Origin of the sequence: Pseudomonas wadenswilerensis (assembly GCF_900497695.1) — a bacterium.
Taxonomy (GTDB): Bacteria; Pseudomonadota; Gammaproteobacteria; order Pseudomonadales; family Pseudomonadaceae; genus Aquipseudomonas; species Aquipseudomonas wadenswilerensis.
In genome coordinates, this window is the sequence record NZ_UIDD01000001.1 from 117,620 (window position 1) to 134,392 (window position 16,773).

The following is a 16,773-nucleotide window of genomic DNA, read 5'->3' on the forward strand; positions in this document are numbered from 1 at the left end:
CATGGATATTAAACGCACGATCCTGATCGTCGCCCTGGCAATCGTGTCCTACGTCATGGTCCTTAACTGGAACCAGGACTATGGCCAGGCTGCCCTGCCGACTCAGAATACTGCTGCCAGCAACGTTGCCCCGGCCCTGCCGGACACCGCGCAGGCCGGTAACACTGGCGCCAGCGCCGATGTACCGAGCGCCAACGCTGAATCCAGCCCAGCAGAACTTGCCCCGGTAGTGGTCAGCAAGGACCTGATTCGGGTCAAGACTGATGTCCTCGATCTGGCTATCGATCCCAAAGGTGGTGACATCGCCCAGCTGATGCTGCCGAAGTACCCACGCCGTCAGGACCATCCGGACATTCCGTTCCAGTTGTTCGACAACGGTGGTGAGCGTACTTACCTGGCACAGAGCGGTCTGACTGGCGCCAACGGCCCGGATGCACGTTCGTCTGGCCGTCCGCTGTATGCCGCTGATCAGAAAAGTTATCAACTGGCCGATGGTCAGGACCAACTGGTCGTCGACCTGAAGTTCAGCGATGCCGGCGTCAACTACATCAAGCGCTTCAGCTTCAAGCGCGGTGAGTACGACCTGACCGTCACCTACCTGATCGACAACCAGAGCGCCCAGCCCTGGACCGGTAACCTGTTCGCGCAACTCAAGCGCGACGCCAGCTCGGATCCTTCCTCGAGCACCGCAACCGGTACGGCGACCTATCTGGGTGCCGCCCTGTGGACAAGTTCGGAGCCCTACAAAAAGGTGTCGATGAAAGACATCGACAAGGGAAATCTGAAAGAAAATGTTTCCGGTGGCTGGGTAGCCTGGCTGCAGCACTACTTTGTAACTGCCTGGATTCCTAACAAGTCTGACAACAACATCGTTCAGACCCGTAAGGACAGCCAAGGCAATTACATCATCGGTTTCACCGGCCCGGCATTGAACGTTGCCGCCGGCGGTAAAGCCGAAACCAGCACCGTGTTGTATGCCGGTCCCAAGGTTCAGGACAAACTCAAAGAGTTGTCCCCAGGTCTGGAACTGACCGTCGACTACGGCATTCTGTGGTTCATTGCCCAGCCCATCTTCTGGCTGCTGCAACATATCCACAGCCTGCTCGGCAACTGGGGCTGGTCGATCATTGTCCTGACCATGCTGATCAAGGCACTGTTCTTCCCGCTGTCGGCTGCCAGCTACCGTTCGATGGCGCGCATGCGTGCCGTGGCACCAAAACTGGCGATCTTGAAAGAACAACATGGCGACGACCGGCAGAAAATGTCGCAAGCCATGATGGAGCTGTACAAGAAAGAGAAGATCAACCCGCTCGGCGGCTGCCTGCCGATCCTGGTGCAGATGCCGGTCTTCCTCTCGCTGTACTGGGTTCTGCTGGAAAGCGTCGAGATGCGTCAGGCGCCATGGATGTTCTGGATCACTGACCTGTCGATCAAGGATCCGTTCTTCATCCTGCCGATCATCATGGGCGCGACCATGTTCATCCAGCAGCAGCTGAACCCGACTCCGCCGGATCCGATGCAGGCCAAGGTGATGAAGCTGATGCCAATCATCTTCACCTTCTTCTTCCTGTGGTTCCCTGCAGGTCTGGTGCTGTACTGGGTTGTGAACAACTGCTTGTCGATCGCACAGCAGTGGTACATCACCCGCGGCATCGAAAAGGCTACCAAGAAAGCCGCTGCTTGACGGGTTAGCCAGCTAACCTGTGGATAAACGCCCCCTCGTGGGGCGTTTTGCTATCTGTCGTTTTTGTCGTGAGGCCTTCGAGCATGAACACTGTGCGTGAAACCATTGCCGCCATCGCTACCGCCCAGGGACGTGGGGGCGTGGGGATCGTGCGGCTATCCGGCCCTCTGGCCGAACAAGCCGGGCTGGCCATCTGTGGAAAAACGTTAACGCCGCGGCACGCCCATTATGGCCCGTTCCGCGCTGAAGATGGCCTGGTACTGGATGAAGGCATTGCGCTGTTTTTCCCAGGGCCCAACTCCTTCACCGGTGAAGACGTGCTGGAGCTGCAGGGCCACGGCGGCCCGGTTGTGCTCGATATGCTCCTGCAGCGCTGTGTACAACTGGGTTGCCGCCTGGCGCGTCCGGGTGAATTCAGCGAGCGTGCGTTCCTCAACGATAAGCTCGACCTGGCCCAGGCCGAGGCAATCGCCGACCTGATCGAAGCCAGTTCTGCCCAGGCGGCGCGTAATGCCTTGCGCTCGCTGCAGGGCGAGTTTTCCCGACGTGTGGATAACCTCACGGAGAAATTGATCAGCCTGCGTATTTATGTGGAAGCGGCAATCGACTTCCCCGAAGAAGAAATCGACTTTCTCGCCGACGGTCACGTGCTGGGTATGCTCGATGACGTGCGCAACAATTTATCCACAGTGCAGCGCGAAGCCGGGCAGGGGGCCTTGCTGCGTGACGGCATGACGGTGGTGATTGCCGGCCGGCCGAACGCCGGCAAGTCGAGCCTGCTTAACGTTCTGGCTGGCCGCGAGGCGGCGATTGTCACCGATATCGCCGGCACCACCCGGGACATCCTGCGCGAACATATCCACATCGACGGCATGCCGCTGCACGTTGTCGACACGGCCGGGTTGCGTGATACCGATGACCATGTGGAAAAGATCGGCGTCGAACGCGCCCTCAAGGCTATCAACGAAGCCGATCGGGTATTGCTGGTGGTCGACTCCACAGCACCGGAAGCCAGTGATCCGTTTGCCCTGTGGCCGGAATTCCTCGATCTGCGTCCGGATCCGGCCAAGGTCACGCTGATTCGTAACAAGGCGGATTTGAGCGGCGACGCGATTGCCATGGAACAGAGTGAAGATGGCCATGTCACCATTACCCTCAGTGCCAAGGACAGCGACATGGGCCTTGAGCTGCTGCGCGAGCACCTGAAGGCCTGCATGGGTTATGAACAGACTGCCGAAAGCAGCTTCAGCGCACGCAGGCGCCACCTGGAGGCATTGCGTCAGGCCAGTGCACACCTGGAGCACGGCCGCGCCCAGTTGACCCTTGCCGGTGCCGGTGAACTGCTGGCAGAGGATCTGCGCCAGGCTCAACAAGCCCTGGGCGAGATTACCGGGGCATTCAGCTCTGATGACTTGCTTGGGCGGATCTTCTCCAGTTTCTGTATCGGCAAGTAAACATCCTGATCTACCGTCGGGTCTGCAACGGACCCGACTGCAGCAGCCTTTTTCTCCAATCCCCTCTCCTGGTCAGTACAGCCACAGTGCTCGTGCTGCGCTGATGCCTGCGCGTCTATCCACAATTCTCTGACATAAGCCCTGTGGAAAACCCACCTTCAGCTCCGTTGATAACTGGCCTTCAAGGCTGGAGATAACTACGCTTGTGGGTAACTGACCATTTCATCCACAGGCTTAAAGCGCTTATCCAGAACGCTCATCCCGGGTAGACCACAGGGTTTTGAATCTCTGTACATAAGGTAAATAAAGGCCTGTAGAACCTTATCCACAGAAAGGTGCCTGACTAAGAATAAACATAAAAACAAAGCTTTAATAAATTTCTCTCTTTTAATTTCTATTACTCGCCATTCATCCACAGCCTGGTTAAATTTTGTGCAAAAGGTTCCTTTAGAGGGGGGTAAGTCCCTATACTTGTGCGTTATCCCTATCTATTCCCGAAACAGGCACGAGGTGCGTGGTGGATTTCCCTTCCCGTTTTGAAGTGATCGTCATCGGCGGCGGCCATGCCGGTACCGAGGCTGCGCTTGCGTCTGCACGCATGGGTGTAAAAACCCTGCTGTTGACCCACAACGTGGAAACCCTCGGTCATATGAGTTGCAACCCGGCCATCGGTGGCATCGGCAAGAGCCACCTGGTCAAGGAAATCGATGCGCTCGGCGGTGCCATGGCACTGGCCACTGACAAGAGCGGTATCCAGTTCCGTGTTTTGAACAACCGCAAAGGCCCAGCCGTGCGCGCTACTCGCGCCCAGGCCGACCGCGCCATCTACAAATCGGTGGTGCGCGAGATTCTCGAGAACCAGCCCAACCTGTGGATATTCCAGCAGTCGTGCGACGACCTGATCGTCGAGCAGGACCAGGTACGTGGGGTGGTGACGCAAATGGGTCTGCGTTTTCTCGCTGACTCCGTAGTGCTGACCACCGGAACCTTCCTCGGTGGACTTATCCACATCGGTTTGCAGAATTACTCCGGCGGCCGCGCCGGCGATCCGCCATCGATTGCCCTGGCTCGCCGCCTGCGTGAACTGCCGCTGCGCGTTGGTCGCTTGAAAACCGGTACGCCGCCGCGCATCGACGGCCGCTCTGTGGATTTCTCGGTGATGACCGAGCAACCGGGTGACACGCCGATCCCGGTGATGTCGTTCATGGGCTCCAAGGAGCAGCATCCGCGTCAGGTCAGCTGCTGGATTACCCACACCAACGCCCGGACCCACGAGATCATTGCCTCGAACCTCGATCGTTCGCCGATGTACTCCGGGGTCATCGAAGGCATTGGCCCACGCTACTGCCCGTCGATCGAAGACAAGATCCACCGCTTCGCCGACAAGGAAAGCCATCAGGTGTTCATCGAGCCCGAAGGCCTGAACACCCACGAGCTCTATCCGAACGGGATATCCACATCCCTGCCGTTCGATGTGCAGTTGCAGATCGTCCGCTCGATCCGCGGCATGGAAAACGCCCACATCGTGCGCCCGGGCTACGCCATCGAATACGACTACTTCGATCCACGTGATCTCAAGTACAGCCTGGAAACCAAGGTGATTGGCGGGCTGTTCTTTGCCGGCCAGATCAACGGCACCACTGGCTACGAAGAAGCCGGTGCCCAGGGTCTGCTCGCGGGTACCAACGCCGCACTGCGTGCGCAAGGCCGCGAAAGCTGGTGCCCACGCCGCGATGAAGCGTACATCGGGGTGCTGGTTGACGACCTGATTACCCTGGGTACCCAGGAGCCGTACCGCATGTTCACTTCGCGCGCCGAATACCGGCTGATCCTGCGTGAAGACAACGCCGATCTGCGCCTGACCGAGAAAGGTCGCGAACTGGGCCTGGTCGATGACGAGCGCTGGGCCGCGTTCAGTGCCAAGCGCGAAAGCATCGCCCTGGAAGAACAGCGTCTCAAATCCACCTGGGTCCGCCCGGACACCACCCAAGGTCAGGCCATTGCCGAGAAATTCGGCACGCCGTTGAGCCATGAATACAACCTGCTCAACCTGCTGACTCGCCCGGAAATCGATTACGCCGGGCTGATGGAAGTGACCGGCGGTGCCGAGATCGACCCGCAGGTGGCCGAACAGGTTGAAATCAAGACCAAATACGCCGGTTACATCGACCGGCAACAGGAAGAAATCGCCCGGCTGCGCGCCAGCGAAGACACCCGCCTGCCCGACGATATCGATTACAGCGGTATTTCCGGGCTGTCCAAGGAAATCCAGGGCAAGCTCGGCCAGACCCGGCCCGAGACCCTGGGCCAGGCTTCGCGTATCCCCGGCGTGACCCCGGCGGCGATTTCCCTGTTGCTGATTCATCTGAAAAAACGCGGCGCAGGCCGCGAGTTGGAGCAAAGCGCTTGAGTTCTCAGGTCACCCCTCAACACGCCGAAGAGTTGTCCACAGGCGCCCGCCAGCTCGGTGTCGAGCTGAGCGAGGCCCAGCAGGCACAACTGCTGGCCTACCTGGCCTTGCTGATCAAGTGGAACAAGGCCTACAACCTGACCGCCGTGCGCAATCCGGACGAAATGGTTTCCCGCCATCTGCTCGACAGCCTCAGCGTCATGCCGTTTATCCACAGCGAGCGCTGGCTGGATGTCGGCAGCGGCGGTGGCATGCCGGGCATTCCTTTGGCTATCCTGCATCCGGACAAGCAAGTCACGGTGCTCGACAGCAACGGCAAGAAAACCCGCTTCCTGACCCAGGTAAAGCTTGAACTCAAACTGGATAACCTCACAGTTATCCACAAGCGGGTAGAGGAGTTCCAACCGGAGCTGCCTTTCACCGGAATTGTTTCCCGTGCTTTCAGCAGCATGGAGAACTTCACCAACTGGACGCGCCACCTCGGTGACGCCCAGACGCAGTGGCTGGCAATGAAAGGGCTGCATCCTGCCGATGAGCTGGTAGCATTGCCGGCAGATTTCAGAGTGGATAGCGAGCAGGCCTTGACCGTTCCGGGTTGCCAAGGCCAACGCCATCTGCTGATACTGCGCCGCACGGCATGACTGGGAACACAAGCAAGAATGGCTAAGGTATTCGCAATCGCGAACCAGAAAGGTGGTGTGGGCAAAACCACCACCTGTATCAATCTCGCAGCATCGCTGGTGGCAACCAAGCGCCGCGTGCTGCTGATCGATCTCGATCCACAGGGCAACGCCACCATGGGTAGCGGTGTGGATAAACACGTCCTGGAACATTCGGTCTATGACCTGTTGATCGGCGAATGCGACCTGGCCCAGGCCATGCACTTCTCCGAGCACGGCGGCTATCAGCTGCTGCCGGCCAACCGCGACCTGACCGCCGCCGAAGTGGTCCTGCTGGAAATGCAGATGAAGGAGAGCCGCCTGCGCACCGCGCTGGCGCCGATCCGCGAGAATTACGACTACATCCTGATCGACTGCCCGCCGTCGCTGTCGATGTTGACCCTCAACGCCCTGGTCGCCGCCGATGGCGTGATCATTCCGATGCAATGTGAATACTTTGCCCTGGAAGGCTTGAGCGACCTTGTGGATAACATCAAGCGGATCGGCGAGCGGCTGAACCCGCAGCTCAAGGTCGAAGGCCTGCTGCGGACCATGTACGACCCACGTCTGAGCCTGATCAACGATGTTTCCGCACAGCTCAAGGAACACTTCGGCGACCAGCTGTACGACACCGTGATTCCACGCAACATCCGCCTTGCCGAGGCCCCGAGCTTCGGCATGCCGGCCCTGGCCTACGACAAGCAATCGCGTGGCGCCCTGGCATACCTGGCACTGGCCGGGGAACTGGTTCGTCGCCAACGTCGTCAAACCCGCACTGCACAGACAACTTAAGGAATCCGCATGGCCGTTAAGAAACGGGGTCTCGGACGTGGGTTGGATGCACTGCTCAGTGGTCCGACCGTCAGCGCGCTCGAAGAGCAGGCTGTCCAGGTCGACCAAAAGGAACTGCAACACCTGCCGCTCGACCTGATCCAGCGCGGCAAGTACCAGCCGCGCCGGGACATGGACCCGCAGGCACTGGAAGAACTCGCCCACTCGATCAAGAGCCAGGGCGTGATGCAGCCGATCGTGGTGCGCCCGATCGCTGACAACAAATTCGAGATCATCGCCGGTGAACGCCGCTGGCGCGCCAGCCAGCAGGCCGGCATGGACACCATCCCGGCCATGGTCCGCGATGTGCCGGATGAAGCGGCCATCGCCATGGCCCTGATCGAGAACATCCAGCGCGAAGATCTCAACCCGGTGGAAGAGGCCATCGCCCTGCAGCGTCTGCAGCAGGAATTCCAGCTGACCCAGCAACAGGTCGCCGATGCTGTGGGCAAGTCGCGGGTAACCGTGGCCAACCTGCTGCGCCTGATCTCGTTGCCAGAGGTGATCAAGACCATGTTGTCCCACGGCGACCTGGAAATGGGTCACGCCCGGGCATTGCTCGGATTGCCGGATGAACAGCAGGTCGATGGGGCGCGTCACGTTGTCGCACGCGGCCTGACCGTGCGCCAGACTGAAGCACTGGTTCGCCAGTGGCTCAACGGTAAGCCTGAGGCCGCAGAACCTGCCAAGCCGGACCCGGACATCACCCGCCTTGAACAGCGTCTGGCAGAGCGTCTGGGCTCGGCCGTACAGATTCGTCACGGCAACAAGGGCAAGGGCCAGTTAGTTATCCGTTACAACTCACTAGATGAGTTGCAAGGTGTGCTTGCTCACATCCGCTGAAACAATTCCTTTTGTAGCGCGTAGTCGGAAATCACTACCCGGCAGTTGAATAGGGGTTAAACCGCCCCTATACTCTGCGCGCATTTTGTCGGCACAAATTATGCCAAGTCATAGCTGACTGGTTGGTCGACTTTCGAGGAGCAGTTGTGATGGAAACCCGCACGCCAAACCGCTTGCCTTTCCATCGCTGGGCGGTTTTTCCGGTACTGTTGGCTCAATGTGTCGTGTTTCTGCTGGCAACTTTGGCGTTGTGGCAGTGGCACGGGGCGGTCAGTGGATATTCGGCACTCTGCGGAGGGCTGATTGCCTGGCTGCCGAATGTGTATTTCGCCTGGAAGGCTTTTCGTTACACGGGAGCCAGGGCAGCGCAGGCCATCGTCAAGTCGTTCTACGCTGGCGAGGCAGGCAAGTTGATTTTGACGGCAGTGCTTTTTGCACTGACGTTCGCAGGAGTGAAGCCATTGGCGCCGTTAGCAGTCTTCGGTGTCTTTCTGCTGACCCAGTTGGTCAGCTGGTTCGCGCCCCTGCTGATGAATATAAGACTTTCGAGACCTTAGGGCGTTTGAGGCAACCATGGCAGCAGAAACCGCTTCGGGCTATATCCAGCACCACTTGCAGAACCTGACCTTCGGTCAACTACCAGACGGCGGTTGGGGCTTTGCCCATTCCGCAGCAGAAGCCAAGGCAATGGGCTTCTGGGCTTTCCACCTGGATACCCTGGGTTGGTCGGTCGCACTGGGTCTGCTTTTCGTATTCCTGTTCCGCATGGCAGCCAAGAAGGCGACTTCCGGTCAGCCTGGCGGCCTGCAGAACTTCGTAGAAGTGCTGGTTGAGTTCGTCGACGGCAGCGTCAAGGACAGCTTCCACGGCCGCAGCCCGGTGATCGCCCCGCTGGCGCTGACCATTTTCGTCTGGGTCTTCCTGATGAACGCCGTCGACCTGATCCCGGTCGACTGGATTCCGCAGCTGGCCATCCTGATCTCCGGTGATCCGCACATTCCGTTCCGTGCCGTTTCGACCACCGACCCGAACGCGACCCTGGCCATGGCCTTCAGCGTATTCGCCCTGATCATTTTCTACAGCATCAAGGTCAAAGGCCTCGGCGGCTTCCTCGGCGAGCTGACCCTGCACCCGTTCGGCAGCAAGAACATCTTCGTTCAGATCCTGCTGATTCCGGTCAACTTCCTGCTCGAATTCGTGACCCTGATTGCCAAGCCAATCTCGCTGGCCCTGCGTCTGTTCGGCAACATGTACGCCGGCGAGCTGGTGTTCATCCTGATTGCCGTGATGTTCGGCAGCGGCCTGCTCTGGCTCAGCGGCCTGGGCGTGGTGCTGCAGTGGGCGTGGGCTGTGTTCCACATCCTGATCATCACCCTGCAAGCGTTCATCTTCATGATGCTTACCATCGTCTACCTGTCGATGGCTCACGAAGATAACCATTAAGACCGCCTGGCGTGTCTGATGACCCTTGCGCCGGTACGGGGAAGGGTCGAAAAAGTCCGCAAGGGCAGCTGTACCAAACGATTTTGTTTTACCGCTTCAAACTAAAAAACCTAACCAATACGACGTAAAAGTCGGGAGGAAAGATGGAAACTGTAGTTGGTCTTACCGCTATCGCTGTTGCTCTGCTGATCGGCCTGGGTGCTCTGGGTACCGCCATTGGTTTCGGCCTGCTGGGCGGCAAGTTCCTGGAAGGCGCTGCTCGTCAGCCAGAGATGGTTCCAATGCTGCAAGTTAAAATGTTCATCGTTGCCGGTCTGCTCGACGCCGTAACCATGATCGGTGTTGGTATCGCTCTGTTCTTCACCTTCGCTAATCCCTTCGTTGGTCAAATCGCCGGCTAATCACTCGAATTCTCGAGTGGTTTGGTGTGATGGACAAAGAACGAGCGAGGTGTTGGCGTGAACATTAATGCAACCCTGATTGGTCAGTCCGTTGCGTTCTTCATTTTTGTGCTGTTCTGCATGAAGTTCGTGTGGCCTCCGGTCATCGCGGCATTGCAAGAACGTCAGAAGAAGATCGCGGATGGACTGGACGCTGCCAACCGAGCAGCTCGCGACCTGGAGTTGGCCCAAGACAAAGCGGGTCAGCAACTGCGCGAAGCGAAAGCTCAGGCAGCCGAAATCATTGAGCAAGCCAAGAAGCGCGGTGCTCAGATCGTCGAGGAAGCCCGTGATCAGGCCCGCGTCGAAGCTGACCGTGTGAAGGCTCAGGCTCAGGCCGAGATCGAACAGGAAATTAACGGTGTCAAAGACGCCCTGCGTGCCCAAGTGGGTCTGCTGGCTGTCGGCGGTGCTGAAAAGATCCTTGGCGCCACAATCGATCAAAACGCGCATGCGGAGCTGGTTAATAAACTGGCCGCTGAAATTTAAGCGAGGGCGATCATGGCAGAACTGACCACGTTGGCCCGACCTTACGCTAAGGCGGCCTTTGAGCACGCCCAGGCCCATCAGCAACTGGCCAATTGGTCAGCCATGCTCGGCCTGGCTGCTGCAGTGTCGGAAGACGACACGATGCAGCGCCTGCTCAAGGCCCCGCGACTGACGAGCGCAGAAAAGGCCGCCGCGTTTATTGACGTGTGCGGTGACAAGTTCGATGCACAGGCACAGAATTTCATTCATGTTGCCGCGGAAAACGACCGTCTCCTGCTTTTGCCGGAGATTTCGGCTTTGTTCGACCTGTACAAGGCTGAACAAGAGAAATCCGTGGACGTGGAAGTCACCAGTGCTTTTGCGTTGAACCAAGAACAGCAAGACAAACTCGCCAAGGTTCTCAGTGCACGGCTCAGCCGGGAAGTGCGCCTGCATGCGACGGAGGATGCCACCCTGATCGGTGGTGTCGTGATCCGCGCCGGCGACCTGGTAATCGATGGCTCGGTTCGCGGCAAAATCGCGAAACTGGCCGAAGCATTGAAATCTTGAGTTTGAAGGGGCAGCAGAGCAATGCAGCAACTCAATCCTTCCGAAATTAGTGAAATCATCAAGGGTCGCATCGAGAAACTCGACGTGACCTCCCAAGCCCGCAACGAGGGTACCGTCGTCAGCGTTTCTGACGGTATCGTGCGGATTCACGGTCTGGCCGACGTTATGTACGGCGAAATGATCGAGTTTCCAGGTGGCGTGTTCGGTATGGCCCTCAACCTGGAGCAAGACTCCGTTGGTGCGGTAGTACTGGGCGCCTACGACACCCTCGCTGAAGGCATGAGCGCCAAGTGCACCGGCCGCATCCTCGAGGTTCCAGTTGGTAAGGAACTGCTGGGTCGCGTAGTCGACGCACTGGGTAACCCAATCGACGGCAAAGGCCCACTGGGCAACACCGAGACCGACGCGGTCGAGAAAGTTGCTCCGGGCGTGATCTGGCGTAAGTCGGTAGACCAGCCTGTACAGACTGGCTACAAATCTGTCGACGCCATGATCCCGGTCGGCCGTGGCCAGCGCGAGCTGATCATCGGTGACCGTCAGATCGGTAAGACCGCCATGGCGATCGACGCCATCATCAACCAGAAAGACTCCGGTATTTTCTGTGTTTATGTTGCTGTCGGCCAGAAGCGTTCCACCGTTGCCAACATCGTTCGCAAGCTGGAAGAAAACGGCGCCCTGGCCAACACCATCGTGGTGGTTGCCAGTGCTTCGGAATCCGCCGCACTGCAATTCCTGGCGCCATACGCCGGTTGCACCATGGGCGAGTTCTTCCGTGACCGCGGTGAAGACGCGCTGATCGTATACGATGACCTGTCCAAGCAGGCCGTTGCCTACCGTCAGATCTCCCTGCTGCTGCGCCGTCCACCAGGACGTGAAGCGTACCCAGGTGACGTGTTCTATCTCCACTCCCGTCTGCTGGAGCGTGCATCGCGCGTTTCCGAAGAGTACGTCGAGAAGTTCACCAACGGTGCTGTAACTGGCAAGACCGGTTCCCTGACCGCACTGCCGATCATCGAAACCCAGGCTGGCGACGTTTCCGCGTTCGTTCCGACCAACGTGATTTCCATCACCGACGGTCAGATCTTCCTGGAATCGGCCATGTTCAACTCGGGCATCCGCCCTGCAGTGAACGCCGGTGTTTCGGTATCCCGTGTGGGTGGTGCCGCTCAGACCAAGATCATCAAGAAGCTCTCCGGTGGTATCCGTACCGCTCTGGCTCAGTACCGTGAACTGGCGGCATTCGCCCAGTTCGCTTCTGACCTGGACGAAGCCACCCGTAAGCAACTCGAGCACGGTCAACGTGTTACCGAGCTGATGAAGCAGAAGCAATACGCTCCAATGTCCATCGCGGACATGGCGCTGTCGCTGTATGCCGCTGAGCGTGGGTTCCTGACCGACGTTGAAATCGCCAAGATTGGTAGCTTCGAACAAGCACTGATCGCTTACTTCAACCGTGATCACGCCGAACTGATGGCGAAGATCAACGTGAAGGGTGACTTCAACGACGAAATCGACGCTGGCATCAAAGCCGGTATCGAGAAGTTCAAGGCCACCCAAACCTGGTAAGCCGCAGCGGGGGCTTTGCGGCCCCCGCTTGCTAACCTGATAGGTGTTACATGGCAGGCGCAAAAGAGATTCGCAGTAAGATTGCGAGCATCAAAAGCACGCAAAAAATTACCAGCGCCATGGAAAAAGTGGCGGTCAGTAAAATGCGCAAGGCACAAATGCGCATGGCTGCTAGCCGTCCTTACGCGGAGCGTATCCGCCAGGTTATCGGTCATCTGGCCAACGCCAACCCGGAATACCGCCACCCCTTCATGATCGAACGCGAAGTAAAGCGCGTTGGTTATGTCGTCGTGAGCAGTGACCGTGGTCTGTGCGGTGGCTTGAACACCAACCTGTTCAAGGCTCTGGTCAAGGACATGGCGGTCAACCGCGAGCAAGGTATCGAGATCGATCTTTGCGTGGTTGGCAGCAAGGGTGCGGCGTTTTTCCGCAGCTTCGGCGGCAACGTCGTAGCCGCGATCAGCCACCTGGGCGAAGAGCCGTCGATCAATGATCTGATCGGCAGCGTCAAGGTCATGCTGGACGCTTACCTGGATGGTCGTATCGACCGTCTGTCCGTGGTATCGAACAAGTTCGTCAATACCATGACGCAAGCCCCAACGGTCGAGCAGTTGATTCCGTTGGTTGCAACCCCGGATCAAGAACTCAAGCACCACTGGGACTACCTCTACGAACCTGACGCCAAAGAGCTGCTGGACGGCCTGATGGTGCGTTACGTGGAGTCGCAGGTCTACCAGGCGGTGGTCGAGAACAACGCAGCTGAACAAGCTGCCCGGATGATCGCGATGAAGAACGCCACCGACAACGCCGGTGACCTGATCAGCGAATTGCAGCTGATCTACAACAAGGCGCGTCAGGCTGCGATCACCCAAGAGATCTCGGAAATCGTCGGCGGCGCTGCCGCGGTTTAACGGTTCAAATATTCAGAGGATCCAGCTATGAGTAGCGGACGTATCGTTCAAATCATCGGCGCCGTCATCGACGTGGAATTTCCACGTGACAGCGTTCCGAGTGTTTACAACGCGCTGAAAGTAGTAGGCGCGGAAACCACCCTGGAAGTTCAGCAGCAGCTGGGCGACGGCGTGGTTCGTACCATTGCGATGGGCTCGACCGAAGGCTTGAAGCGCGGTCTGGACGTTGCAGACACCGGCGCAGCCATCTCCGTACCAGTCGGTAAAGCGACCCTGGGCCGGATCATGGACGTCCTGGGTAACCCAATCGACGAAGCTGGCCCGATCGGTGAAGAAGAGCGCTGGGGTATCCACCGCGACGCTCCTTCGTTCGCTGACCAGGCAGGCGGCAACGACCTGCTGGAAACCGGCATCAAGGTTATCGACCTGGTTTGCCCGTTCGCCAAGGGCGGTAAAGTTGGTCTGTTCGGTGGTGCCGGTGTAGGCAAAACCGTAAACATGATGGAACTGATCCGTAACATCGCCATCGAGCACAGCGGTTATTCCGTGTTCGCCGGTGTGGGTGAGCGTACTCGTGAGGGTAACGACTTCTACCACGAGATGAAGGACTCCAACGTTCTCGACAAAGTAGCGCTGGTCTACGGTCAGATGAACGAGCCACCAGGAAACCGTCTGCGCGTAGCGCTGACCGGCCTGACCATGGCTGAGAAGTTCCGTGACGAAGGTAACGACGTTCTGCTGTTCGTCGACAACATCTATCGTTACACCCTGGCCGGTACCGAAGTATCCGCACTGCTGGGCCGTATGCCTTCGGCAGTAGGTTACCAGCCGACCCTGGCTGAAGAGATGGGCGTTCTGCAAGAGCGTATCACTTCGACCAAGGAAGGTTCGATCACCTCGATCCAGGCCGTATACGTACCTGCGGACGACCTGACCGACCCGTCGCCAGCGACCACCTTCGCCCACTTGGACGCTACCGTCGTACTGTCCCGTGACATCGCCTCCCTGGGTATCTACCCAGCGGTCGATCCACTGGACTCGACTTCGCGCCAGCTGGACCCGAACGTGATCGGCAACGAGCACTACGACACCGCTCGTGGCGTTCAGTATGTTCTGCAGCGCTACAAAGAGCTGAAGGACATCATCGCCATTCTGGGTATGGACGAACTGTCCGAAACCGACAAGCAGCTGGTATCGCGCGCTCGTAAGATCCAGCGCTTCCTGTCCCAGCCGTTCTTCGTGGCCGAAGTCTTCACCGGTTCTCCAGGTAAATACGTTTCCCTGAAAGACACCATTGCAGGCTTCAGCGGCATCCTCAAAGGTGACTACGACCACCTGCCAGAACAAGCGTTCTACATGGTCGGCAGCATCGAAGAAGCCGTCGAGAAAGCCAAGAAACTGTAATCCCGGCGCCCCGCAAGGGGCGCTAATCAGGTTGAGGCAAGCAGATGGCTATGACAGTCCATTGCGATATCGTCAGCGCGGAAGGGGAAATTTTCTCCGGTCTGGTCGAGATGGTGATTGCGCACGGCAACCTGGGTGATCTTGGTATCGCTCCAGGCCACGCCCCGCTGATCACTAATCTGAAGCCAGGTCCGATCACGCTGACCAAGCAGGGTGGCGCCCAAGAGGTGTTCTACATCTCTGGTGGTTTCCTCGAGGTCCAGCCGAACATGGTCAAGGTGCTTGCCGATACTGTGCAACGTGCTGCAGACCTGGACGAGGCTCAGGCTCAGGAAGCCCTCAAGGCTGCCGAGAACGCCCTGAATCTGAAAGGCGCGGATTTCGACTACGGCGCCGCCGCCGCACGTCTGGCCGAGGCCGCAGCCCAGCTGCGTACCGTCCAGCAAATGCGCAAAGGCAAGTAATCTGGCGCTCGCCGATCACTTCCGTTGCGATTGAGTTAAAGGGTAGCCTCGGCTACCCTTTTTCTTTTTCCGAATTTCTTCTTCTGGTCACAGCGCTGACCCCCCAGGATTGGTAGCCAGTCAATGTCTCTCGATATCGTTATTCTCGCCGCAGGCCAAGGTACCCGCATGCGCTCGGCGCTGCCCAAGGTGCTGCATCCGGTCGCCGGCGACTCCATGCTCGGCCATGTTATCCACAGTGCCCGCCAACTGCAGCCGCAGGGTATTCATGTGGTGATCGGGCATGGTGCGGAGCTGGTACGTGAACGACTGGCCGCCGATGACCTGAACTTCGTGCTGCAAGACAAGCAGTTGGGCACCGGCCACGCCGTGGCCCAGGCCCTACCGGCACTGAATGCCGATACCGTGCTGATCCTCTACGGCGATGTACCACTGATCGAGGTAGACACGCTCAAGCGTTTGCTTGCCAAGGTCACCCCGCAGCAGCTTGGCCTGCTGACCGTGACCCTGGATGATCCGACCGGCTATGGCCGCATCGTCCGTGATGCCCAGGGTCAGGTGGCGGCGATCGTCGAGCACAAGGATGCCAGCGACGCACAGAAAGCTATCAACGAAGGCAACACCGGCATCCTCGCCGTCCCGGGCGCGCGCCTGGCTGACTGGCTGGGCCGGCTGTCGAACAACAACGCCCAGGGCGAGTACTACCTCACCGACGTCATCGCCATGGCCGTGGCCGATGGCCTGGTGGTCGCCACCGAACAGCCGCTGGACCCGATGGAAGTGCAGGGCGCCAACGACCGTCGCCAGCTGGCTGAGCTGGAGCGTCACTATCAGCTGCGCGAAGGCCGCCGCCTGATGGCCCAGGGCGTGACCCTGCGTGACCCGGCGCGCTTCGATGTACGTGGTGAAGTGACCGTTGGTCGCGACGTGCTGATCGATATCAACGTGATCCTCGAAGGTCGCGTGGTCATCGAAGACGACGTCGTCATCGGCCCGAACTGCGTGATCAAGAACAGCACCCTGCGCAAGGGTGTGGTGGTCAAAGCCAACAGCCATCTGGAAGGCGCGATCATGGGTGAAGGCAGTGATGCCGGCCCGTTTGCCCGCCTGCGTCCAGGCAGCGTGCTCGAAGCGCGTGCCCATGTGGGTAACTTTGTCGAATTGAAGAACGCCCACCTGGGTGAAGGCGCCAAGGCCGGTCACCTGACTTACCTGGGTGATGCCGAGGTCGGCGCGCGTACCAACATTGGGGCCGGCACCATCACCTGTAACTATGACGGCGCCAACAAGTTCAAGACCGTGCTGGGTGAAGACGTGTTCATCGGCTCGAACAACTCGCTGGTAGCGCCTGTGGATATCCTCGACGGCGCCACCACCGCAGCGGGTTCAACTATTACCCAGAACGTTGAAGCGGCGCAGTTGGCGGTCGGTCGGGCGCGTCAGCGCAATATCGATGGCTGGAAGCGGCCGGAGAAGATCAAGAAGAGCTGAGTTACCCACAGCTGAAAAAGAAGGCCGACGGGATTGTGCATAAGTCGGCCTTTTTCATTCTGTGGATAAAGTCGTGCTGTGGAGAAAGTTGTTCACATTAAGAAAATCTTTTCAGCGTCCTTGACGCATGAGTCG

The 16,773-nt window shown here is 58.6% G+C and carries 16 protein-coding genes; all 16 read left to right on the forward strand.

The annotated features are described in order from the left end of the window. Position 1: 1 nt before the first annotated feature. Positions 2 to 1,684 carry a membrane protein insertase YidC gene (yidC, locus tag CCOS864_RS00590; RefSeq protein ID WP_115084557.1) on the forward strand — a complete coding sequence of 561 codons (1,683 nt, stop codon included), beginning with the start codon at positions 2 to 4 and terminating at the stop codon, positions 1,682 to 1,684. An 83-nt stretch (positions 1,685 to 1,767) separates the two neighbouring features. After that, on the forward strand, positions 1,768 to 3,138 hold the full coding sequence (mnmE, locus tag CCOS864_RS00595) for a tRNA uridine-5-carboxymethylaminomethyl(34) synthesis GTPase MnmE (protein WP_115084559.1): 1,371 nt from the start codon (positions 1,768 to 1,770) through the stop codon (positions 3,136 to 3,138). Positions 3,139 to 3,655: 517 nt separating this feature from the next. Further along, on the forward strand, positions 3,656 to 5,548 hold the full coding sequence (gene mnmG, locus CCOS864_RS00600; protein WP_115084996.1) for a tRNA uridine-5-carboxymethylaminomethyl(34) synthesis enzyme MnmG: 1,893 nt from the start codon (positions 3,656 to 3,658) through the stop codon (positions 5,546 to 5,548). Further along, entirely contained in the window at positions 5,545 to 6,189 is a 645-nt protein-coding gene (gene rsmG, locus CCOS864_RS00605; protein WP_115084562.1) for a 16S rRNA (guanine(527)-N(7))-methyltransferase RsmG, read from the forward strand. Before mnmG ends, rsmG begins: the two co-directional genes overlap by 4 nt. Before the next feature lie 18 nt (positions 6,190 to 6,207). Then, on the forward strand, positions 6,208 to 6,999 hold the full coding sequence (locus tag CCOS864_RS00610) for a ParA family protein (RefSeq protein WP_010222720.1): 792 nt from the start codon (positions 6,208 to 6,210) through the stop codon (positions 6,997 to 6,999). A 9-nt stretch (positions 7,000 to 7,008) separates the two neighbouring features. Beyond that, positions 7,009 to 7,881, forward strand: coding sequence for a ParB/RepB/Spo0J family partition protein (locus CCOS864_RS00615; RefSeq protein ID WP_045199401.1), 873 nt, complete (start codon positions 7,009 to 7,011; stop codon positions 7,879 to 7,881). 149 nt (positions 7,882 to 8,030) lie between these two features. After that, positions 8,031 to 8,438, forward strand: a complete 408-nt coding sequence (locus CCOS864_RS00620) for a F0F1 ATP synthase subunit I (RefSeq protein WP_010222722.1) — start codon at positions 8,031 to 8,033, stop codon at positions 8,436 to 8,438. A gap of 16 nt (positions 8,439 to 8,454) precedes the next feature. After that, the gene (gene atpB, locus CCOS864_RS00625; RefSeq protein WP_115084564.1) at positions 8,455 to 9,324 is read left to right on the forward strand and encodes a F0F1 ATP synthase subunit A; all 870 of its coding nucleotides are present in this window, start codon (positions 8,455 to 8,457) and stop codon (positions 9,322 to 9,324) included. Between the two features lie 143 nt (positions 9,325 to 9,467). Further along, positions 9,468 to 9,725 (forward strand): F0F1 ATP synthase subunit C, encoded by a 258-nt coding sequence (atpE, locus tag CCOS864_RS00630; protein ID WP_003097235.1) that lies wholly within the window; start codon positions 9,468 to 9,470, stop codon positions 9,723 to 9,725. 57 nt (positions 9,726 to 9,782) lie between these two features. Beyond that, a complete protein-coding gene (locus tag CCOS864_RS00635) occupies positions 9,783 to 10,253 on the forward strand; it encodes a F0F1 ATP synthase subunit B (RefSeq protein WP_010222733.1) in 471 nt (156 codons plus the stop codon). Between the two features lie 12 nt (positions 10,254 to 10,265). Continuing rightward, a complete protein-coding gene (locus CCOS864_RS00640) occupies positions 10,266 to 10,802 on the forward strand; it encodes a F0F1 ATP synthase subunit delta (protein ID WP_115084566.1) in 537 nt (178 codons plus the stop codon). Positions 10,803 to 10,823: 21 nt separating this feature from the next. After that, positions 10,824 to 12,368 (forward strand): F0F1 ATP synthase subunit alpha, encoded by a 1,545-nt coding sequence (gene atpA, locus CCOS864_RS00645; protein ID WP_038997914.1) that lies wholly within the window; start codon positions 10,824 to 10,826, stop codon positions 12,366 to 12,368. Between the two features lie 50 nt (positions 12,369 to 12,418). Continuing rightward, positions 12,419 to 13,279, forward strand: a complete 861-nt coding sequence (atpG, locus tag CCOS864_RS00650; protein WP_038997915.1) for a F0F1 ATP synthase subunit gamma — start codon at positions 12,419 to 12,421, stop codon at positions 13,277 to 13,279. A 27-nt stretch (positions 13,280 to 13,306) separates the two neighbouring features. After that, entirely contained in the window at positions 13,307 to 14,683 is a 1,377-nt protein-coding gene (atpD, locus tag CCOS864_RS00655; protein WP_115084568.1) for a F0F1 ATP synthase subunit beta, read from the forward strand. 44 nt (positions 14,684 to 14,727) lie between these two features. Continuing rightward, the gene (locus tag CCOS864_RS00660) at positions 14,728 to 15,147 is read left to right on the forward strand and encodes a F0F1 ATP synthase subunit epsilon (RefSeq protein ID WP_038997917.1); all 420 of its coding nucleotides are present in this window, start codon (positions 14,728 to 14,730) and stop codon (positions 15,145 to 15,147) included. A 123-nt stretch (positions 15,148 to 15,270) separates the two neighbouring features. Further along, entirely contained in the window at positions 15,271 to 16,638 is a 1,368-nt protein-coding gene (gene glmU, locus CCOS864_RS00665) for a bifunctional UDP-N-acetylglucosamine diphosphorylase/glucosamine-1-phosphate N-acetyltransferase GlmU (RefSeq protein ID WP_115084570.1), read from the forward strand. The last annotated feature ends 135 nt before the right edge of the window (positions 16,639 to 16,773 follow it).